Here is a 21,219-nt window from a genome sequence, read left to right on the forward strand (position 1 = left end):
GAAAGCACTTCCCGCAGCCCGATAAACGAGCGAACCTGACGTACGCCCGGCAGGAATAGCAACTGTTCGGCGTGCAGACGGTTGAAGCTCTGGTTATCCCGCGTGCGGATCTTCAAAATATAGTCGAACTCGCCGGTAACCACATGGCACTCCATACAGCCGCTGATTTGCTGAACGGCCGCTTCGAAATCTTCGAACGAGCCGGGCGTCGAACGATCCAACACGACGCCGATCAATACCACCAGACCCGCGTTGAGCGCCTCCGGGTCGAGCAGCGCGACGACGTTTTTGATCAGCCCTATCTGTTTAAGGCGCTCTACCCGCCGCAGGCAGGCCGGCGGGCTGAGGTTGACTTTTTCCGCCAGCGCGACGTTGGATATAGCGGCATCCGCCTGCAAAAGGCGCAGGATGGCGATATCGAAGCGGTCGAGTTCCCGGGTCTTTTTCTCTTCGCCGTCCGACACGGCGCCAGTCCGTTGAGCTTTCATGGATGATGTCCTCTCGGCCATACGGAGATGCTTTTTAGCACTGTATAATGACAAAAATTTTGTCATTTGGCTGTTTTTTGTCATGAATGGCGCGAAGGTTTACCGGAGAGGCATGAAAAATTAATCTGAACGACAGTAATGAGCAATGAAAAAATGCGTCGACCCGGCTCGGTGGGCGGCCAGACGCTTGTCGCCGCAGGCGAACAATACGCCTGGGTGAAATAAGATTATATTATATTTTTTTATGTTATTTCATGCCGGCCCGGCGAACTGGTAGCGTATCATCACTTTATTCTGAAGGATTAGGGGAATGATATGAAAGGGCGTACTTTCGCGTTAACGCTGCTGGCGGGGCTGGTTTTGACATCTGGCGCGGCGCAGGCGGATAAGCTGGATGATATTCAGAAAGCCGGCGTGGTTAAAATCGCCGTATTCGACAGCAACCCGCCGTTTGGCTATATCGATGCGCAGAGCAAAAAGCTGGTCGGGTATGACGTGGATATTGCCGAAGCCATCGGTCAGGCGCTGGGCGTAAAGGTTGAACTGCGCGCCACCAATCCGGCCAACCGTATTCCGTTGCTGAGTTCGAAAAAGGTCGATCTGATTGCGGCCAACTTTACCATCACGGATGAGCGCGCGAAGCAGGTCGATTTCAGTATTCCTTATTTCGCCACCGGCCAGAAATTCATCGCGCGCAAAGGCGTGCTGAAGACCCCTGAAGATATCAGAACGCTGCGCATTGGCGCGGATAAAGGCACCGTGCAGGAAATCACTCTGCGCGAACACTACCCCGAAGCGAAAGTTATCTCCTATGACGATACGCCGCTGGCGTTTACCGCGCTGCGCAACGGCAACGTCCAGGCGATTACCCAGGATGACGCCAAACTGGTTGGTCTGCTGGCCAACGTACCGGCCGCGCAAAAGGCTGAATTTGAAATCTCTCCGTTCAGCATCACCAGAGAGTACCAGGGCGTCGGCATTCCAAAAGGCGAAACGCGCCTGACGGCCACGATAAACCAGACGTTGCTGAAGCTGGAACAGCAGGGCGAAGCGGAAAAAATATATAACCGCTGGTTTGGACCAGAGACCAAATCCGCTCAGCCGCGCGGCGATTTCAAGTTTGCTCCGCTGGATCAGCAACCTAAATCCTGACGAATCGGGTTAACTAAGGACTCTTCGGCCCTCTGCCTTGCGGAGGGCGTTGTCGTTTATGAAACTGACCGATACCGCATTACACATAGTGAGCGACTGGCTGCTGGCGCCGCAATATCTTAGCTGGCTCTGGCAGGGTTTTCTGATCACGCTGTGGCTGTCGCTCTGTACGGTGATCCTCGGCACGGCGCTGGGACTGGCGCTGGCCGCGGCCAGGGATAGCCAGCTGCGCCTATTACGCTGGCCGGCAATGGTGTATAGCGCGCTGTTTCGCAATACCCCGCTGCTGGTGCAGATTTTTTTCTGGTATTTCGGCGCCGGGCAGCTTTTCCCCTCGGCGCTGATGCAGTGGCTCAATACACCGCATAGCGTCGGCCTTGCCGGCGTTTCTCTCGCGTGGCCGTCGTTTGAGTTTCTGGCGGGATTGCTGGCGTTAACGCTGTACTCCGCCGCGTTTATCGCCGAAGAGGCGCGCGCCGGCATTCTCGGCGTGGCGCGCGGGCAAAAGTACGCGGCGCAGGCGCTGGGGTTAACCGGCTGGCAGGCGATGCGCTATGTGGTTTTGCCGCAGGCGCTGGAAATTGCGCGGCCGCCGCTGCTGGGGCAATACATGAATGTGATTAAGAACTCGTCGCTGACCATGGCCATTGGCGTCGCGGAGTTGTCTTACGCTTCGCGTCAGGTGGAAACGGAAACCCTGCGCACCTTCCAGGCCTTTGGCGTGGCGACGCTGCTGTATATCTTCATCATCGCGCTGCTGGAAGGCTGGGGCCAGTGGCGTCAACAGCGTTCTCAGTCCTGGGAGCATTGAAATGGATTTTAGCGTGATTTACGACAACCTCGGCTACCTGCTGTGGGGCACGTTCCCGGACGGGCCGCTCGGCGGCGCGGCGTTGACGCTGGCGATCAGTATTATCGCCGGCCTGGCCTCCGCCGTGCTGGGCACCTTGTTGGGCATCGGGCTGGCGATGTTTCGCGGCTGGCCGGCGGCGCTGCTGGCGCTGTTTCTCGGCTTCTTTCGCGCCATTCCGGTCATTATGCTGATTTTCTGGACTTACTTCCTGCTGCCGGTGCTGTTTGGCGTCGAGATCCCGGAGATCACCACCGTGATCTGCGCGCTGGCGCTGATCGCTTCCGCTTATCTGGCTCACGGCGTCAGAGCCGGTATTGTGGCTATCGGCCGCGGCCAGTGGCAGGCCGGTATGTCGCTGGGTTTTAATCGCTGGCAGGTGCTGGGTCACGTTATTTTGCCGCAGGCGCTGCGCATGATGGTGCCGTCGTTTATCAACCAGTGGATCTCGCTGATTAAGGATACGTCGCTGGCCTACATTGTCGGCGTGGGCGAATTGACCTTTCTGGCCACCCAGGTCAACAACCGCAGCATGGTGTACCCGATGGAGGTCTTTCTGTTTATCGCGCTGGTCTATTTCCTGCTGTGTATGACGCTGGACCTGCTGGCCAACGGCCTTAACCGCCACTTTAGTCCGCGCAGTCGTCGGTTAAAACGGGCGTCAGTGGCCGCGCAATGAGACGTTATCATACTCGCCGCCGGCCTGACTAAACGCCGGCGGGTTAACCTTCAGCCGGCCGTAATCGACCAGCCGCGTTCCCGCCATCGCTGCGGCAGTTCGCCCATATCATCAAACGCCGTAACCAGCGGGTGGTGGATCGGCGGATTATGGGGGTCGGCGCAGTAATAGAATACCGGGATACCGGCGGCGATGCCGGCCTGTACGCCGGAAGGCGAATCTTCCACCAGAATGCAGCGTTCGAGCGCCACCGCCATCTGTTCGGCGGCGTAATACAGCAGCGCCGGATCGGGTTTCCATTTGCCGATGTCATAACCGCTGTACAGATGATCGCCAAACAATTCCCGCATCCCGGTGAGACCCAGCGAATGCTGCATCTTGCTGACCGGCCCGTTCGAAACCACGCAAGTCGGGACGCTCAGGGATTTCACCAGTTCTCGGGCGCCGGCTATCGGCCGGAGATGCTGGTCGAATAGCTGTTTTAATGTCTGCCGATAGATTTGCTCCATTTTATCGACCGGCATATTCAGACCGTACTGCTGGCTGACGCGGGCAATAATTTCATACAGCTTAACGCCTTTATAGGTGCGAAAAACCTCTTCCAGCGACAGCTGGACTCCCTGCGACATAAACGTATTGACGTAAGCCTGGCTGCACAGCTTTTCACTATCCACCAGCGTACCGTCGCAGTCAAAAAAGACACATTCAATGCGCGACATGGATAAATCCTTGTTGAGAAGAGGGAGTGGATCGCGCCGACGGAGAGCGGTGAAAAAAAACCGCAACGCCACAGCAATCCGCGAGAATTTTGGTATAGGATACCAAAGCAATTCCCTCCTTTCTTTGTTTGGATTACAGATAATGAACAAATCACAATCCGGCCTTGCCGCAGAGCAGGGCCTGCTTGAGCGCGTGTTTAAGCTCAGGCAGCATGGCACAACGGCGCGTACGGAAACGATTGCCGGTCTGACGACGTTTCTGACCATGGTGTATATCGTGTTCGTCAACCCGCAGATTCTGGGCGCCGCCGGTATGGATACCCGGGCCGTGTTCGTCACGACCTGTCTGATCGCCGCCTTTGGCAGTATTTTTATGGGGTTGCTGGCCAACCTTCCGGTGGCGCTGGCGCCGGCGATGGGTCTGAACGCCTTTTTCGCTTTTGTGGTGGTGGGCGCGATGGGGATGTCATGGCAGGTGGCGATGGGGGCGATTTTCTGGGGCGCCGTCGGGTTTCTGCTGCTGACTTTATTCCGTATTCGCTACTGGATGATAGCCAATATTCCGCTGAGCCTGCGTCTGGGGATCTCCAGCGGGATCGGTTTGTTCATTGGCATGATGGGGTTGAAAAACGCCGGCATCATCGTGGCCAGCCCGGCCACACTGGTGACGATCGGCAACCTGACCTCGCACAGCGTGCTGCTGGGGGCGCTGGGCTTCTTCATTATCGCTATTCTGGCGTCGCGCAACATTCACGCCGCCGTGCTGGTGTCGATCATCGTTACTACGCTGATTGGCTGGCTGATGGGTGACGTGAAATATACCGGCGTCTTTTCTATGCCGCCGAGCGTGTCGTCGGTGGTCGGGCAGGTCGATCTGGCCGGCGCGCTGAATCTGGGGATGGCGGGCGTGATCTTCTCCTTTATGCTGGTCAACCTGTTCGACTCTTCTGGTACGCTGATCGGCGTGACCGACAAGGCCGGACTGGTCGATGCGCGCGGTAAGTTCCCGCGTATGAAGCAGGCGCTGTACGTTGACAGCATCAGCTCGGTCGCCGGGTCGTTTATCGGTACGTCGTCCGTGACCGCGTATATTGAAAGTTCTTCCGGCGTATCGGTTGGCGGACGCACCGGTTTAACCGCGGTGGTGGTCGGTCTGTTGTTCCTGCTGGTGATCTTCCTTTCTCCGCTGGCCAGTATGGTGCCGGCTTATGCCGCAGCGGGCGCGCTGATTTACGTCGGGGTGCTGATGACCTCCAGCCTGGCGCGGGTCAAGTGGGACGATCTGACCGAGAGCGTGCCGGCGTTCATTACCGCGGTAATGATGCCGTTTAGTTTCTCCATCACCGAAGGGATTGCGCTGGGCTTTATTTCTTATGTGGTGATGAAGCTGGGTACCGGCCGCTGGCGGGAAATCAGCCCCTGCGTGGTGGTGGTGGCGCTGCTGTTCCTGCTGAAGTTCGTCTTTATCGACGGCCACTAAGATTGACGGCGCGCCGGGGGTTTCGCTCAGCGCGCTTTTTCCATTGAATGGCTGGTCAGCCTCATGTAGCGCAGCGATTGCGGATGTTGCTGTAGAATCTCGCCGGTTTTAGTCAGTCCGTCGTTGGCTGTATAGTTCCACAGCACCAGGCGATTTAGCATGGGCGTATGCGCGCAGGCCCAGGCAAGGTAATCATCGACGTCGCTCATCACTTCCACCGCCGGCAGCGAGCCGATGCGCAGGCGGCCGGAGGCGGGGTGCAGTTTTAAACTCTCCTGCGGGCCGGGGCAGGTTTCCGCGATTTTCAGCACGGCATGACGGATCGTGTTCAACTGCGTGGCGGCTTCCAGCGGATCGGTTTGCGCGTCTATCCAGATTTTTTCCGCCTGCGAATAGTCTTGTCGGCTGGTTTGCGCCTGGCTGGCGGCCCTGACATGCACGAGCTCGATATCCATCCCGACCTTTCCTTCCTCGCTGAGCATAATGCCGATGGTATTCCCGGCGTAGCCAATGCTGATGTCCGGCAGGTGGGTGTCGGCAAAACAGGGGCGTCCGTTGAGGCGAGTCGACATTCTGGGCAACATCGGGTAGCCAAAGAAGTAAAACATCATTTCCGCCAGCAGCGCCCGACTTTTCAGGAAACGCTCCCGCTGTTTTATGGAAAAGGCATGCGTCGATGAAATCACATCATCAGGTAAGCGTTGTAAATCCGGCAGGGCCTCCATGCTGGTCCACCTGACAAAATGACAGGTCATTTTTACTCCATGGCTGTAAAATATGCGCGAAAGGATGTGCCGAAAATCATACATGAAAAAAGCGGTAACGTGAGCAGGTATTAGATATAAAATATTTTCTAAAGGTAAAACTACGGATAAATTGTCGATTTATGCTTCCTTTCCATTATTATAGTTTCTATTGTTCTGCTTTTTTAGAGTAAAAGATAAAACCGGGGGAGGCGGGCGTCATATTGTCCGGCGGCGGCCCGGCATACGGGCCGCGCCAGAATTAGCACCGCGCCATATCGGCGCTTTCCCTTGCGGAAAGCGCCTGCCGGTCGCGGATAGTTTGCTGCAGATCGGCGGCTTTCACCCATTTTAATGCCGAAGTGGGGCAGACCGCCACACAGCTGGGACTGTCCGCCACTCCGACGCACAGATCGCATTTGTGCACTTCGCTGCGCGCCGGCTGCTGATCCGCGCGCATGACTACGTTGATGGCGCCGAACGGGCAGACGACCACGCAGCTTTTACAGCCGATGCAGCGGGACTGGATCGGCTGGATGCTGTCATGGTGGCGTACCAGCGCCTCGTTTGGGCAGGTGCTGGCGCAGGGCGCATTTTCGCACTGGCGGCACATCACCGGCACGCTGATCTGCGCGTTTTTTACCATGCTCAGCCGCGGGAAGAAGTGCTCGGGCCGCATGGCGGCGCTGCCGCCTCCGGCGTGGGCGACCGCACAGGCCATTTCACAGGTGCGACATCCAATGCACAGGCTGGCGTCGGCAATCACGAATTGATTCATTTTATGCTTTCCTCCTGCGGTAAGGGGGGCGCGGCTGGCGCCGCCTGCGGGCTGCTCCTCAGTCCCATGACGTCGAGCATTTCCCGCGCGGCTTTATGTCCGTCGGCGATGGCGGTGACCACCAGATCGGCGCCGCGTACGGCGTCGCCGCCGGCGAAAATACGCGGGTGGGAGGTTAGCCCGGGCAGCGGTGCGCTGATGCGTCCCCAGTCATCCAGTTCGATTTGCGCCTCTTTCAGCCAGGGCATGCTGTGCGGCTGAAAGCCGAAGGCCATGATGACGGCGTCGGCGGGCTGGACGAACTCCGAGCCGGCGATGGGGCGCGGTCGACGGCGCCCGCTGGCGTCCGGTTCGCCCAGTTCCGTGCGGATCAGGCGGATGCCGCTGACTTCGCCCTGCGCGTTGAGGCAAATTTGCTGCGGCTGTACGTTAAACAGGAACTCCGCCCCTTCCTCGCGCGCGTTTTTGACCTCTTTTTTCGAACCCGGCATGTTGGCCTCATCGCGCCGGTAGGCGCAGGTCACGCGCGTTGCGCCCTGGCGCAGCGAGGTGCGCAGACAGTCCATGGCGGTGTCGCCTCCGCCGAGCACCACCACGGTTTTCCCCTCCATTGAGACATAGGGCTGTTCGGGCAATTCCGGCAGGTCCATCACCCGTTTGGTGTTGGCGATCAGGAACGGCAGCGCGTCGTATACGCCGGGCGCGTCTTCGTTCTCCAGCCCGGCTTTCATGGAGCGGTAGGTGCCCACGCCGATGAACACGGTGTCGAACTCGTCCAGCAGGCGGGCCAGCGAAATGTCCGTGCCGACGTCGGTATTCAACTCAAAGCGGATGCCCATATCGCTAAACAGTTTGCGTCGCTGAACCAGCACCTGTTTATCCAGCTTAAACGGCGGGATGCCGAACGTCAGCAGACCGCCGATCTCCGGGTGACGATCGAACACGGTCACCTGAACGCCATGGCGCGCCAGACGATCGGCGCAGCCGAGTCCGGCAGGCCCGGCGCCGATGACGGCGGCGCGTTTGGCGCTCGGCTCCACCCGGCTCAGATCGGGTTTCCAGCCCATAGACAGGGCGGTATCGGTAATGTAGCGTTCGATGTTGCCGATGGTGACGGCTCCCGACGCCTGGTTCAACGTGCAGGCGCCTTCGCATAACCGGTCCTGCGGACAGATGCGGCCGCAGATTTCCGGCAGGCTGCTGGTCTGGTGAGACAGCTCCACCGCTTCCATGATGCGCCCTTGTTTCGCTAGCTGCAGCAGGCGGGGGATGGCGTTATGCAGCGGGCAGGTCCATTCGCAAATTGCGCGTTTGCCGCAGCGGAGGCAGCGGCTGGCCTGATCGTCGACCTGAGCGGCGTCGAAGGCGTGATAGATTTCATCGAAAGTGGCTTTGCGCTGCTCGAGCGATTTTTTGCGCGCATCCCGGCGCGGCCACTGACGCCGTTTCTCCAGCGGGCCGGTCGACTCCGCTGGCGTCGGCGCGGCGCGTTGCTGACCTGGTGCGCCGCGCAGCGCCGCGGCCCGCTGTTTTTCGCGTCGTTCGGCGACCAGATCCTGTTCGCTGACCAGGCGCAGCGCCTGCGTTGGGCAGCTTTCCACGCAGGCTTGCCCCTGAGCGCGTTCGCCGCACAGGTCGCATTTTTGCGCCCAGCTTGTCGAGTCGTTATGCGATGGGCCTTGTGCGCTGACCAGCGACATGGCGCCGAACGGACAGGCTAGTACGCAGGTTTTACAACCGATGCATTTCTCTTTAATCACCTGAACGCTATCGTTGTTTCTGACGATAGCTCCGGTCGGGCATACTCTGGCGCAGGGCGCGTCTTCGCAGTGGCGGCAGGTTACCGCGGTATGTACGCGATCGGAATGAAAAGCCTGAATGCGGGGCTGGAAAGCGTCGGCCCGTTCGGGAAAGGTATCATTATTGTGCGCGAGGACGCAGGCGACTTCGCAGGCGCGGCAACCGATGCAGTGCTGAGCATTAGCAATGATAAACCGATTCATACTCACTCCAGTGAAACAATAATATCAATGACGCGGTCAGAGACCGTGCCGTGCCGTATAAGTTTTTTTTGGTGTTGTGCCGGTTCGCGAGCGCCGTTCATGGCGCACATTTCTCTGCGTGCGCTCAGGATTATTCAGGCTGTGAGCGCACGGGATTTGTTCAATGACTCAGCCCCTCCCTGGGCCTCACCCTTTCAGGGCCGCGGCAAGCCGCGCGCCAATCCGCCGCGGGCGGCATTGTCGCTCCGGCTGCTGCTTTTGCCGGCGGTTAAGCATTTATTCACTTACCGCTTTTCCATATCCTGAAGGCTATTGGGTGTTTTGATGACCGGACAATTCAGAAAGTATTCAGAAGGGCGAAAATTAACGTTCTCGCTGGGAGAAAAAGCCACCATCCGCCCTGTCAGCTACGCTCATCCTAAAGGCTCATTTCGGATGTAACTTTGACGCAGGACATGTAAAAATGGAGTTAAGAGAAAATTATCACATGGTAATGATAATCACTCTTTTTTAAATCTGTTTAGAGGAGCGCCGGGGGAAATGGAGGCCACGACATTCCCCCGGCGAGACGCCGGGCGTTCAGCGCACCGAGCTTTTTAGCGCGCAGTCCTGCTGGTGGCGTTCCAGCGCCAGTTCGATCAGTCGGGTGATCAGCTCGGGATAAGAGACGCCGCTGGCCTGCCACAGTTTGGGGTACATGCTGATCGAGGTGAATCCGGGCAGCGTGTTGATTTCGTTGATAATAACCTGTTCATCCTCGGTGAGGAACACATCCACGCGGGCAATCCCCTGGCACTCCAGCGCCTGAAAGGCCTGAATCGCGATGTCCCGGATGCGATCATTGAGCGCCGGATCCAGTCTGGCCGGAACGGCTACCTGCGCGCCATGTTCGTTAATGTATTTTGTATCATAGGAGTAGAACTCATCGCTCAGGATGATTTCGCCGCATACGCTGGCCTGCGGATGGTCATTGCCGAGGATGGCGCACTCGATTTCGCGCCCGCGAATAGCCGACTCCACCAGTACTTTATGGTCGTAGTCGAAGGCCAGATTCAGCGCCGCCTGGAACTCAGCCGCATTTTTGACTTTGCTCACCCCGACGGATGATCCCTGGTTGGCCGGCTTAATGAACAACGGCAGTCCCAGCCGGCCGCTCACCTCGTCGAACGGATAGCGCTGGCGGTTGGCGCGTGTCAGGGTAACAAAAGGCGCGACCTGCAGACCGGCGTCGCGCAGCAGACGTTTGGCGACGTCTTTGTCCATACTGACGGCCGAGCCCAGCACGCCGCTGCCGACAAACGGAATATTGGCCATGCGCAGCAGGCCCTGCAGCGAACCGTCTTCCCCCAGCGTGCCGTGAACGATCGGGAAAATAACATCGAGCTGCGACAGCGGTCGGGCGTTATGGCTTTCGATGAGCTGATGATGTTCCTGGCCCGGAATCAGGGCGACGTTCTGGCTGGAGCGGTTCAGGGCGATCAGCGCCGGGTTTTCCGCATTCAGCAGGTAGCCGGACGCATCGTTGATGTGCCACTCGCCGTCTTTATCAATGCCGAGCAGCGTGACCTCGAATTTCTGCCGGTCGATCGCATCAACGATATTTTTAGCCGACTGCAGAGAGACTTCGTGCTCGGCCGATTTGCCGCCGAACACGATGCCGACCTGGATTTTTTTCTCACTCATGGTGCTATTCTCCTGCGGACCATTCCCGATGCAGAATGGCATAAATATATTCGTCGCTCCAGCTGCCATCGAAATAGCTGCTCTGCAGCAAATGCGCTTCGCGCCGTAGCCCCAGCCGCTCCAGTACGCCGACCGAGCCGATGTTGCCGGCGTCAAGGCGGGCGAAGATGCGCTGAAAGCCAAAGGCGGCGAACCCGAAGCTAATCATGGCGCGGACGGCCTCCGTCGCATAGCCCTGACCGATGACGCTCGGGCTGAAAATATAACCGACTTCGGCCTGGCCCGCGCTTTGGCTGGTCAGTTTCAGCACCACCTCGCCGATTAGCGCCTGGTCCCCGCGGCGTTCGACCGCCAGCCGCAGCTCATCGCCGTCCTGATGAAAGCGATGGCCGGCGTTGAGAATGGACTGAAAGCGCGTCGCCAGAGCGTCGCCCTGCGGCGCGTGGCGGAGCAGAAAGCGGTACACGTCCGGGCGGGAATTCCAGTCGGCCCAGGCGGCGCGATCTTCCCGCGCGAACGGCCGCAGGCGCAGGCGGTCGGTGATGACGGGGGCGATGTCTGGGCCGCTCTGTGCCGGCGGCGACTGCAGTGCGATGCGGTTGCCTTCGCTATCGCTGATTTCGGCCACCGACCCCTGTTCGCCGATCGACGTTTCCGGGAACAGCACCTCGCTGCCCAACTGTCGCGCGCGGGCGATAACGTCGGCGATGCTGTCGACCCGCAGGTAGACAATCGCGCCGTCTTGCGTCGGCACATAGACTTCTCCCTGCGCCAGCGCGCCGCTGGCTCCGTCTTCTCCCTCGCTGAAGGGGAAAAACGCCATTCGGTTACCGTGAATCTCCGCGCTATCGGTAAAGGCGATGCCGAATACGCTCTGATAGAAATGCATGGCCCGCCGCAGATCGCTGACCGGGATTTCAACATGCGCTATCGGGTTCATGGCTGTCGTCCTGTTCTGACTGGCGCAGCGCCGGAGGACGCCGACGCTGCGGGGCGGCTCATATACAGCAGCGGGTAAGGTCGGCCGGCGCCGTCAAGCGCGGAACGGCGTGCGGTGGCGAAGCCCATCCGCTGATAGAACGCGACCGCCTGTGGGTTTTGCTCATTAACTTCAACCGTCAGCGCGCCGCGCAGGCGGATGGCGTGCGCGATGAGCCGCCGGCCGACGCCTTTTCCACGCCAGGCCGGGTCGATAAACAGCGTGTCGATGTGCGACTCCGTTAAGCCGATAAAGCCGACCGGCCGCCGCCGGCCGTCGGTAGCCACCCAGAGCGAGGCGACGGGAAAATAGCGTTCGCGCAGCTCGGCGTCTATCTGGTCAAAATCGTCCTGCGTCAGAAAGCCATGCGTGGCGCGCACGCTGCCGCGCCAGATGTCGATTAAACGCGAGCTATCGGCCGCGGCGGCGGCGCGTATCTGTATGTCGATCTCAGCCATAGAGCCTTCCTGTAACCATCTGCGGTGACGGGGTTTCCGGCATTAAAGCCCATATCCCCGTCATACTTCAAGCGGCAGGTGCGCTGGCCGCGCGGCCGGGCCTGTTGGCGATTCCCGGCAGGCCCGGCGCGAGCGCTTAATGCAGAATCTGCGACAGGAAAGCCTGGGTGCGTTCCGAACGCGGCTGCGAGAAGAAGATATCCGGCGCGGCCTGCTCGACGATTTCCCCCTGGTCCATAAAGATTACCCGGTTGGCCACGGTGCGGGCGAACCCCATTTCATGGGTGACGCACAGCATGGTCATACCGTCTTCCGCCAGACCCAGCATGGTATCCAGCACCTCTTTTACCATTTCCGGGTCCAGCGCCGAGGTCGGCTCATCGAACAGCATAATTTTAGGCTTCATGCACAGCGAGCGGGCGATCGCCACGCGTTGCTGCTGGCCGCCGGACAGCTGGCCCGGAAATTTGTGCGCATGCGCGGCGATGCGCACGCGTTCCAGATAGTGCATCGCCAGTTCTTCCGCCTCTTTCTTCGGCATCCGCCGCACCCAGCACGGCGCCAGCGTGCAGTTCTGCAAAACCGTCAGATGCGGAAACAAATTGAAGTGCTGGAACACCATGCCGACTTCGGTTCTGATTTTCTCAATATTGCGCACGTCGCCGTCCAGTTCGATGCCGTCGACGGTAATCCGGCCCTGCTGGTGCTCTTCCAGATGGTTGATACAGCGAATGGTGGTCGACTTACCGGAGCCGGACGGGCCGCACAATACGATGCGTTCGCCCTGTTTCACCTGCAGATTGATATCTTTCAGGACGTGGAACTGTCCGTACCATTTATTCACGTTTTCCAGCGTGATCATGTGGCCGTCATGGGCGAGTGCTGAATTCTGGTTCATGGGTGACCTCAGTGCGATTTGTGTCCGGTATCGAAACGTTTTTCTAAATGCTGGCTATAGCGCGACATACTGAAACAGAAGATCCAGTAAATTATCGCGGCAAAGACATAGCCTTCCGTTGACATGCCCAGCCAGCTGGGGTCTACCGTGGCCTGCTGGATACTGCTGAATAAATCGAATAAGCCGATGATGATCACCAGACTGGTGTCTTTGAACAGCGCGATGATGGTGTTGACCAGGCCGGGGATCACCATCTTCAGCGCCTGCGGCAGAATCACCAGCGCCTGCATGCGCCAATAGCCGAGCGCCAGAGACTGCGCGGCCTCGTACTGGCCTTTGGGCAGGGCCTGCAGTCCGCCGCGCACCACCTCCGCCACGTACGCGGACTGGAACAGAATCACGCCGACCAGCGCGCGCAGCAGCTTATCGATCGAGGTGCCTTCGGTCAGAAGCAGCGGCAGCATCACGGATGACATAAACAGAACGGTAATCAACGGAACGCCGCGCCAGAACTCGATAAACGCCGTGCACAGCATGCGCAGGATCGGCATTTGCGATCGCCGGCCGAGCGCCAGCAGAACGCCGAGCGGCAACGCGCCGGCGATGCCGATGGCCGCGATGATGACGGTCATCGTCAGTCCGCCCCACTGGCGGGTTTCCACCAGCGTCAGGCCGCCAAAGCCGCCGTACAGCAGCCACCAGGCGACCAGCGGATAGACCACGCACCAGCCGGCGATATAACGGCCGCGGTAGGGAATGGCGCGCCAGAACATCGGCAGAATGGTGAGCAACGCCAGCGCCAGCGCGAAATTAATGCGCCAGACCTCTTCGGCCGGGTACAGGCCATACATAAAGTGGCTGAAGCGGGCGTGAATAAACACCCAGCAGGCGCCGTCGCGCGTACAGTCCGCCCGGGTAGCGCCGGACCAGTTGGCGTTGAAGACCGCCCAGTTCAGCAGGGGCGGCAGCAGTTGCCATATCAGCCACAGGCAGAGCAGCGTCAGTGCGCTGTTGGTCACGCTGGAGAACAGGTTGCGCCGCAGCCAGAAAATGGCGCGCTGAACCGGCGTGGCGGTCGATGGTAATGGTGCTCGAGTCGTCATGGTCACCCTGGTCCTTTTAGCGCTCAATTAACGCGATTTTCCTGTTATAGATATTCATCAGCAGTGAAATCAGCAGGCTGATCGCCAGATAGACGGACATGGTCATGGCGATGGTTTCTATCGCCTGGCCGGTCTGGTTAAGTACGGTGCCGGCAAACAGCGATACCATATCGGGATAGCCGATGGCCGCCGCCAGCGAAGAGTTCTTGACGATATTCAGGTACTGACTGGTTAACGGCGGGATGATGACGCGCAGCGCCTGGGGCAGAATCACCTTACGCAGCGTAACGGATTTGGGTAAGCCCAGAGACAGCGCCGCTTCCTGCTGTCCGTGCGAGACGGACTGAATGCCGGAGCGGATGATTTCGGCGATAAACGACGAGGTGTACACCGAGAGCGCCAGCGCCAGCGCCGCCAGTTCAGGGATCAAAACCATGCCGCCGTTAAAATTGAACCCGCGCAGCGCGGGGAATTCCCACAGCAGGGCGTGGCCAAAGAGCAGATGCGACAGCCCGATCAGCACGACCAGCGTCGCCAGCGTCAGCGGCCAGGCCCGGCGCTGTTGGCCGGTTAACATCTGGTGGCGCTTATTGCGACGGATCAGCATGAAGGCGACGGCCAGCGTGATCAGAATAGCCAGCGCGGCGGGCAGCGCGCCCGGACCGAACTGTGCGGCGGGCATGTACAGGCCGCGGTTGCTGAGGAACAACGTATCCAATGCGTTAACCGCCTGGCGCGGGCCCGGCAGGTTGCGCAATACGGCGAAATACCAGAAGAAAATCTGCAGCAGCGGCGGAATATTGCGAAAGGTTTCGATGTAAATGGCGGACAGTTTGCGCAGCAGCCAGTTGTCGGACAGGCGCGCCAGACCGACCACGAATCCCAGCAGCGAGGCGCACAGGATACAGATGACCGAAACCAGCAGCGTATTCAGCAGGCCGACGACGAAAACGCGAGCGTAAGTATCGCCCTGCTGATAGTCGATAAGGTGTTGAACGATGCCAAAACCGGCGCTGTTATTAAGAAAGGCGAAGCCGGACGTAATTCCCCGTTGCGCCAGGTTGGTGACCGTGTTGTGTAACAGATAGCCGGCGATGGCCAGCACGGCGATGACCACCGCGATCTGATATAGCCAGGCACGCATTGCTGGATTGGTCAGCGAAAAATCCCTTTTCACGGGTGGGCGTTGCAACATGTCGAAACCTCAGTCACGATAAAACCCGGAGCACGGCCGCAGGTCAGCCGTGCCCGTTTGTCTTAAAACGATTAGCGAACAGACGGCGCGTACTGGATGCCGCCCTTGTTCCACAGTTCGTTTAAGCCGCGCTTGATTTTCAGTTCACTGCCCATGCCGACGTTGCGTTCAAACACTTCGCCGTAGTTGCCGACCTGTTTGATGATTTTGTACGCCCAGTCGCTCGGCAATTTCAGATCTTTGCCGTAGCTGCCGGCCTTACCCAGCAGGTGAGCCATATCCGGCGTGGTGGGTTTGGCCGCCATCTCGTCGACGTTTTGCGATGTGATGCCCATTTCTTCCGCGTTCAGCATGGCGAACAGCGACCAGCGAACGATGGTGAACCACTCTTCGTCACCGCGGCGCACCACCGGCCCCAGCGGTTCTTTGGAGATCACTTCCGGCAGGACGAGGTATTCGGCCGGATTGTTCAGCTTAATACGCAGGGCGTACAGCTGAGACTGGTCGGACGCCAGGGTATCGCAGCGGCCGGATTCCAGCGCTTTGGCGCTTTCGTCGGAGCGATCGAAGGTGACCGGAGTGTATTTCATGTTATGCGTTTTAAAATAATCGGCGACGTTCAGTTCGGTATCGGTGCCGGCCTGGATACATACCGTTGCGCCATCCAGTTCGGTGGCGCTCTTCAGGCCGGCCTTGTTATGGGCCAGAAAGCCGATGCCGTCATAGTAGGTGACGCCGGTGAACAGCATACCCATGCCGCCGTCGCGCGAAGAGGTCCAGGTGGTGTTACGGGACAACAGATCCACTTCGCCCGACTGCAGCGCGGTAAAACGCTCTTTCGCGGTCAGCGGGGTATATTTCACTTTATTGGCGTCGCCAAACACGGCGGCGGCCACGCCGCGGCAGACATCGACATCAATCCCGCTATATTTGCCGCTGGCGTCGGCATAGGAGAAACCCGGCAGCCCGTCACTGATGCCGCACTGAATAAATCCTTTCTTTTGAATCGCATCAAGCGTGGTTCCCGCATGGGCTTGATTAAGCGCTGCGCAAAGAGAAATCCCTGCCGCCAGAGTCGTCATTAGCATTTTTTTCATCATAGTGTCCTTTCCGGAGTGTTATGTGCTGTCGTGTTTGGCAGCATTAGCTGCGCTTATTCCATCTGCCGGCAGAATGCCGTGCTTAGGGTAAGCAAAAGGAGTGCCAGGTTTCGGTATGTGATTAACTGCAAAGAATTTTGATAGAAGCGCTGAATAAAACAGCAGTGAAAGAAAAATATGTGCGCCAAAATGTTTTTTTTATCTGTTGTGTTGCTTTGTTTTGGTGCGTTTCGTTCGACAAAACGCATTTTTCGCCGGGAGATTCCGCTGTCCGTTTATGGCGGCGGCGACGGCCGGTACGGAACGAAAGGCAAGATAAGGCGGCTATCGTGCGGCGTTGCCGCAGGTCAGAAGAGGTGTCGCGCATGGCGCTTTGTCGCGGACGGCCTGTTCGTTTGCACAAATAATGTGCGTTTTGCCTGAGACAGGCAGCGGCGATGCACTGTCTGAGCACTTTCGGTTTTATCGTATTTGTTAATTTTTAACATAAATATTGCTAACAAATTGATCGTGTTTACTATTTTTTCGGCATGATTCTGCTAAAGAGCGCGAATTGCAGGCCAGCGCGTTATCGTTTTGAACCACGCAACGCGTTGGCCTTATTACTATGAGGCTCATGGATAAGTTTCGTAACGCGGCAGCGTGAAGGATAACGGCGATATTGGGTGATATATCCGTAACCCGCCGATCGCAGGGGGATGAGATTGACTGATAGCGCGTCGCGAATGGGCCAGCGCTATGATCTTTTTTATACGGTTTGGCTTTGGTGGATAAAATGCGAAAAACGGCAAAGTTAATTCAAAAAATTGCTATGGCGTTTTCGTTCGCAATATTGGGATGTTGGGCGTTTGTCCGCGACATTTTCCAGACTTCAGCCACGTCTTGCTTCTGATTAAATACCATTATTTTCAATGCATTGATTTGTTTTTTCTTTCCGGAAGGAGAACGGGCGGCGCGATGGATTAATTAACCCGTCGGCGATTGTCCGCATAATGCCGCGTCTTTTATATTTTTATGAAATTACATAATGCGAAACGGACTAATTTACTTATAGCGAATTCGTTACGCTAAAACCGCAATTACTTTTGTTAAAAATAAAAAAACATAAGGCGGGAAAAATGAAACTTTCACTTCACCGGGCATTAATGGCGTTAACTCTGGTTACCGCTTCTTTTTTCACTCAGGCGGCGGAGACATCGACCTGGCAACGCATTAAACAGACCGGCGAATTGCGTATCGGCGTGGCGCAGGGCGAGCCCTGGTATTTTAAAGATCCGGCGACCGGCCAGTGGGATGGCATCGGCTATAACGTCGGTAAAGAACTGGCCAAAGATCTTGGCGTCAGGCTGGTGCCGGTAGAGACCACCTGGGGCAACGCCATCGCCGCCTTACAGACCGGCCAGATTGATACCATGCTGGTGCTGGATCCGACCGAAGAGCGCAAGAAAGCCGTCGATTTCCCGCAACAGCCTTTCTTCTGGTATGCGCAGGGGGTATTGGTGCGCGACGGTATTCAGGTCGCCAACTGGGACGATCTCAACCGCCCGGACATCAAAATCGGCGTTACGCTCGGTTCCAGCCCGGATTTAATTCTGACTAAGCGTCTGCCGAAGGCGCAGCTGGTGCGCTTTACCAATATGGATGAGGGCGTGGCCGCGTTTTATGCCGGCCGGGTAGACGGACTCTCCTATTTCCATCCCGCGCTGGCGCTGCAGCAGGCCAAAACAGGGAAAGGGAACCTGATCCTGCCTAAACCGATAATTTCCGTCAGCACCAGCGGCGCGATTCGCCGTGAATCCGACCCGACGTTCCGCAACTTCCTGAACGATGAATTCGTTAAATTGTATCAGTCCGGCAAAACTCAGCAGTACTACGAGCAGGCGCTGAAATTGCGCGGCGTCGATGTAAGTAAAGTGCCCTCCGTTATTCGCGAACAGTGGCAATAACGGCGCGTGGGACGGCGACCGACGGGGCGCCGTCCGGGATACGGCCTACTTCAGCAGCGGCGCGATAGCCGCGCCGACGTCCGCGCACTGTTCGAGGTGGTTCAGCGCGTCGACGGCCCGCTCAATCAGTGCGGGCGGGTGGCGTGATGACAGATTGGCGGCGAATTTTTCCATGATTTGCCGCCTGGACAACGGGTGTTGCTCACAGCCCAGCGGGTAATCGATCCGCTCGCCGGTCAACCGGCGCGCGCCGCTTACCGCCTGTACCCAGGCGACGGGACGGCGCTGTTGCCGCATCAACTGATCGAGCTCAGGATCCACTACCAGAGTGACCCTGTCGGCGAAGGCCCGGATGGCCGGATCGGCCAGCGTCTGGTCGGCGCTCCAGCGCTGGCGCGCGACGCCGTGCGCCAGGCAGGCCAGCGCAATCGGGAGACTGAATTGCGCGTCCGTTTCATTCTGCGGCCGGGCGTCGGCAAAATGCGCCGCCAGCGTGCTGCTGCCGGTGACCAGAATGCTATCGATAGTTTGCGCGGATAACGCATGTTGCCGCTGTAATCGCTCAAAGGATTCCAGCGCGGTATGGAGCCAGCGGCAGACCGGGTAGGCTTTAAAGCTGGCGTGCTGCGCCAGCCACTGCTCGCCGAGCCCGCCGACCAGGTGCTGTTGGACAAAGCGATCGGAGCCCATCATCCGCCAGAACCCCTGTTCTCCGGCCAGAACGTCGCGCGGGCCGATTATTCCGCCGTAATGCAGTTCGACGCCCCGCACTCCCGCTTCGGCGGCGGGCGCGTTGTAGTCTTTAAAGGAGACCAGCGGCCGCTGTTGCCAGTTGTATTTATGCAGGCTGGGCAACGGGGTGAGCGATGCGGCCAGACCGAATGCATTTTCCAGCCCGCGGGCGTCGCTGCCGGTGAGTAAGCCGTAGGCGATCGCCGCGCCCAGCGACTCATGCTGACAGACGCCGTAGACCTGACGGAAACGTTCGCTGCCAGGCTGCTGAGAGAGGATCACCCGGCCATTGATTTCGTAGGCGGCGACCAGCGCGCGAATCAACGCCGCGCCGCTAATGCGACGTGCGCCCAGCGCCGCCAGCGCCGCGCCGACCAGGCTTGCGCCCGGGTGACCCATGCCTCGCCCGTCGATCTCATAGCCGTCGTCGTAATCCAGCGCATTGATGGCGGCGGCGTTGAGGAAAGCGGCGCCCACCGGCGACAGCGCGGCGCCGCCATCCAGCACCATACTGTCGCCCGGCGCGTACTGCGCGCGGATGACGCGGGCGCAGTCGCGTACCACGCTGCTCCCCGCGCCGGCAATGCCGCAGCCGAGGCTGTCGATAAAGTGCAGGGCGATTTTTTGGCGCAATGCCGCCGGGATCGCCTCCAGCGTGAGCTGACTGGCGAAGGTGGTCAGCCTCAGCGTAAGCGGTAATGATGAGGAAACGGGCATAAGCAAATTCCGTCCATTGTTTATAAAAAAAACGAATATAGCACCCGGTTTTATTATTTATTTATTGCATTTTGGCACTGCTAAGATGTTCTGATTCTAACAACCAGGCCGCCGGCCAGCGTGTTTTCATTCACTCCGGGGTAATGTTTTCTATGTCGTATCAATGGGATTTTGCTGCTATCTGGCCTTACCATCAGCTACTTTTCGACGGGTTGTGGGGCACACTGAAAATCGGCGCCGCCAGTATTCTGATCGGTATGTCGGCAGGCGTACTGCTGGCCGTCATGAAAATGTCGTCGCTAAGCGTGCTGCGCGTGCTGGCCTCTGTCTTCATCGGTTTTTATCGCAATACGCCGGCCATCGTTCACTTTTTCTGGATGTACTATGCGCTGCCGGTGATCACGCCGCTGGCGCTTTCGCCCTTCGCCGCTGCGGTCATCGCGCTGTCCGCCCAGTCGGCGGCGTTCTATGCCGAGGTTTATCGCGGCGGCATCGGCTCCATCAGCCTCGGGCAGTGGGAAGGGGCGAAGGCGCTCGGCATGACGCGCTTTACCGCGCTGCGCCGCGTGATCCTGCCGCAGGCGATGCGCCGTATGATCCCGCCCTTTATCGAGCGCTCTTTTGAACTGATCAAATCCACCTCGTTAGCTTCTTCTCTGGCCTACAGCGAACTGCTCTACCAGGCGATGCAGGTCAACAGCCAGACTTTCCGACCGCTTGAGGTCTATAGCCTGGTGGCGCTGATGTATTTCACCCTGCTGCTTATCATCAGCCTGTTCAGTCAGCGTCTTGAAAAACGTTTGTCTCTGGCCGACAGCCGGTCATAAGGAGCCCGCATGAACTATCAATGGGATTTTTCGCTGATCTGGCATAACGCGCCGGTGCTGCTTAAAGGGCTGGGCGTAACGCTGGAGTTGTGGCTGCTGGCCGGCATAGCGGGAACGGCTATCGGCCTGCTGTTGGGCATCGTCCGGGTCAGCGGCGTTCGCTGGCTAAGAGCGTCGGCCATGGCGTTTGTCGAGGTATTCCGCAATACGCCGGTGCTGATTCAGCTGATCTGGTTTTATTATGCTTTCCCGGTGCTGATCGGCATTCAGTTTAGTACTTTTGGCGCTGCGGCGCTGGCGTTGACGCTGTATACCGCCGCCTACTGTACGGAGATTTTCCGCGCCGGCCTGCAGTCGATCGAGCGCGGACAGTGGGAAGGCGCCAGGGCGCTGGGCATGAGTCATCGCGTGATACTGCGCCGGGTGGTCCTGCCGCAGGTCTACCGACGGATGCTGCCGGCGCTGACCAACCGAATGATCGAACTGGCGAAAGTCACCTCGCTGGCCTCTATTCTGGCCGTCAATGAACTGATGTATCAGGGGCGGCTGCTGAGCAGCACTTACTACCGGCCGCTGGAAATTCTGACGGTGGTGGCGCTGCTGTATTTTGTCCTGATCTGGCCCGGCAGCTATCTTGCCGCGCGCCTTGAACGACGCTTCCGTCCGCATCCCTGACCTGAGAGAAAAAC

20 protein-coding genes are annotated in these 21,219 nt (G+C 58.5%); 7 read left to right on the forward strand and 13 right to left on the reverse strand.

The genetic code is table 11. From position 1 onward, the window contains the following. Positions 1-488 (reverse strand): Lrp/AsnC family transcriptional regulator (locus tag FJU30_RS15495; RefSeq protein ID WP_150435885.1); only part of this gene is annotated, 488 nt, incomplete at its 3' end. Positions 489-803: 315 nt separating this feature from the next. Here FJU30_RS15495 and FJU30_RS15500 point away from each other — a divergent pair. From FJU30_RS15500 to FJU30_RS15510, 3 genes are read left to right on the forward strand one after another with little or no spacing between them, the layout of a single operon-like run. Next, positions 804-1,640: an ABC transporter substrate-binding protein gene (locus FJU30_RS15500; RefSeq protein ID WP_150435886.1), complete on the forward strand. Its 837-nt coding sequence runs from the start codon at positions 804-806 to the stop codon at positions 1,638-1,640. 58 nt (positions 1,641-1,698) lie between these two features. Beyond that, positions 1,699-2,451: an amino acid ABC transporter permease gene (locus tag FJU30_RS15505; RefSeq protein ID WP_150435887.1), complete on the forward strand. Its 753-nt coding sequence runs from the start codon at positions 1,699-1,701 to the stop codon at positions 2,449-2,451. Between the two features lies 1 nt (position 2,452). After that, entirely contained in the window at positions 2,453-3,169 is a 717-nt protein-coding gene (locus FJU30_RS15510) for an amino acid ABC transporter permease (RefSeq protein ID WP_150435888.1), read from the forward strand. A 50-nt stretch (positions 3,170-3,219) separates the two neighbouring features. Here the strand turns inward: FJU30_RS15510 and yieH are convergent, their stop codons facing one another. Then, entirely contained in the window at positions 3,220-3,888 is a 669-nt protein-coding gene (gene yieH / locus FJU30_RS15515; protein ID WP_150435889.1) for a 6-phosphogluconate phosphatase, read from the reverse strand. Between the two features lie 142 nt (positions 3,889-4,030). On the opposite strand from yieH, the gene FJU30_RS15520 reads away from it, so the two are divergent. Next, positions 4,031-5,368: an NCS2 family permease gene (locus tag FJU30_RS15520; protein WP_150435890.1), complete on the forward strand. Its 1,338-nt coding sequence runs from the start codon at positions 4,031-4,033 to the stop codon at positions 5,366-5,368. 26 nt (positions 5,369-5,394) lie between these two features. On the opposite strand, the gene FJU30_RS15525 is transcribed toward FJU30_RS15520, so the two are convergent. From FJU30_RS15525 to FJU30_RS15570, 10 genes are all read right to left on the reverse strand, one after another. Beyond that, the gene (locus tag FJU30_RS15525; protein WP_150435891.1) at positions 5,395-6,123 is read right to left on the reverse strand and encodes a 4'-phosphopantetheinyl transferase family protein; all 729 of its coding nucleotides are present in this window, start codon (positions 6,121-6,123) and stop codon (positions 5,395-5,397) included. A gap of 250 nt (positions 6,124-6,373) precedes the next feature. Then, complete coding sequence (locus tag FJU30_RS15530; protein ID WP_150435892.1) at positions 6,374-6,889, reverse strand: 4Fe-4S dicluster domain-containing protein; 516 nt, start codon at positions 6,887-6,889, stop codon at positions 6,374-6,376. Further along, positions 6,886-8,892, reverse strand: coding sequence for a formate-dependent uric acid utilization protein AegA (gene aegA, locus FJU30_RS15535; RefSeq protein WP_150435893.1), 2,007 nt, complete (start codon positions 8,890-8,892; stop codon positions 6,886-6,888). Before aegA ends, FJU30_RS15530 begins: the two co-directional genes overlap by 4 nt. A gap of 579 nt (positions 8,893-9,471) precedes the next feature. Further along, positions 9,472-10,575: a D-alanine--D-alanine ligase gene (gene ddlA, locus FJU30_RS15540; protein WP_150435894.1), complete on the reverse strand. Its 1,104-nt coding sequence runs from the start codon at positions 10,573-10,575 to the stop codon at positions 9,472-9,474. Positions 10,576-10,579: 4 nt separating this feature from the next. Continuing rightward, on the reverse strand, positions 10,580-11,515 hold the full coding sequence (locus FJU30_RS27235) for a GNAT family N-acetyltransferase (RefSeq protein WP_223881610.1): 936 nt from the start codon (positions 11,513-11,515) through the stop codon (positions 10,580-10,582). Continuing rightward, positions 11,512-12,012 (reverse strand): acetyltransferase, encoded by a 501-nt coding sequence (locus FJU30_RS15550; RefSeq protein WP_150435895.1) that lies wholly within the window; start codon positions 12,010-12,012, stop codon positions 11,512-11,514. Before FJU30_RS15550 ends, FJU30_RS27235 begins: the two co-directional genes overlap by 4 nt. Before the next feature lie 136 nt (positions 12,013-12,148). Continuing rightward, positions 12,149-12,910 (reverse strand): amino acid ABC transporter ATP-binding protein, encoded by a 762-nt coding sequence (locus FJU30_RS15555; protein WP_150435896.1) that lies wholly within the window; start codon positions 12,908-12,910, stop codon positions 12,149-12,151. 8 nt (positions 12,911-12,918) lie between these two features. Next, positions 12,919-14,013 (reverse strand): amino acid ABC transporter permease, encoded by a 1,095-nt coding sequence (locus tag FJU30_RS15560; RefSeq protein WP_191091625.1) that lies wholly within the window; start codon positions 14,011-14,013, stop codon positions 12,919-12,921. A 16-nt stretch (positions 14,014-14,029) separates the two neighbouring features. Beyond that, complete coding sequence (locus tag FJU30_RS15565) at positions 14,030-15,208, reverse strand: amino acid ABC transporter permease (RefSeq protein ID WP_150435898.1); 1,179 nt, start codon at positions 15,206-15,208, stop codon at positions 14,030-14,032. A gap of 71 nt (positions 15,209-15,279) precedes the next feature. Continuing rightward, positions 15,280-16,305, reverse strand: coding sequence for an amino acid ABC transporter substrate-binding protein (locus tag FJU30_RS15570; RefSeq protein ID WP_150436089.1), 1,026 nt, complete (start codon positions 16,303-16,305; stop codon positions 15,280-15,282). Positions 16,306-17,426: 1,121 nt separating this feature from the next. Between FJU30_RS15570 and FJU30_RS15575 the strand changes: the two genes are divergently transcribed. After that, on the forward strand, positions 17,427-18,254 hold the full coding sequence (locus tag FJU30_RS15575; protein ID WP_150435899.1) for a transporter substrate-binding domain-containing protein: 828 nt from the start codon (positions 17,427-17,429) through the stop codon (positions 18,252-18,254). Between the two features lie 45 nt (positions 18,255-18,299). On the opposite strand, the gene FJU30_RS15580 is transcribed toward FJU30_RS15575, so the two are convergent. Continuing rightward, positions 18,300-19,703 (reverse strand): MmgE/PrpD family protein, encoded by a 1,404-nt coding sequence (locus tag FJU30_RS15580; RefSeq protein ID WP_150435900.1) that lies wholly within the window; start codon positions 19,701-19,703, stop codon positions 18,300-18,302. 152 nt (positions 19,704-19,855) lie between these two features. Between FJU30_RS15580 and FJU30_RS15585 the strand changes: the two genes are divergently transcribed. Both FJU30_RS15585 and FJU30_RS15590 read left to right on the forward strand, forming a co-directional pair. Further along, positions 19,856-20,530, forward strand: a complete 675-nt coding sequence (locus FJU30_RS15585; protein WP_150435901.1) for an amino acid ABC transporter permease — start codon at positions 19,856-19,858, stop codon at positions 20,528-20,530. A gap of 9 nt (positions 20,531-20,539) precedes the next feature. Further along, positions 20,540-21,205 (forward strand): amino acid ABC transporter permease, encoded by a 666-nt coding sequence (locus FJU30_RS15590; protein WP_150435902.1) that lies wholly within the window; start codon positions 20,540-20,542, stop codon positions 21,203-21,205. Positions 21,206-21,219: the final 14 nt, after the last annotated feature.

The sequence above is a fragment of the Affinibrenneria salicis genome (genome assembly GCF_008710095.1).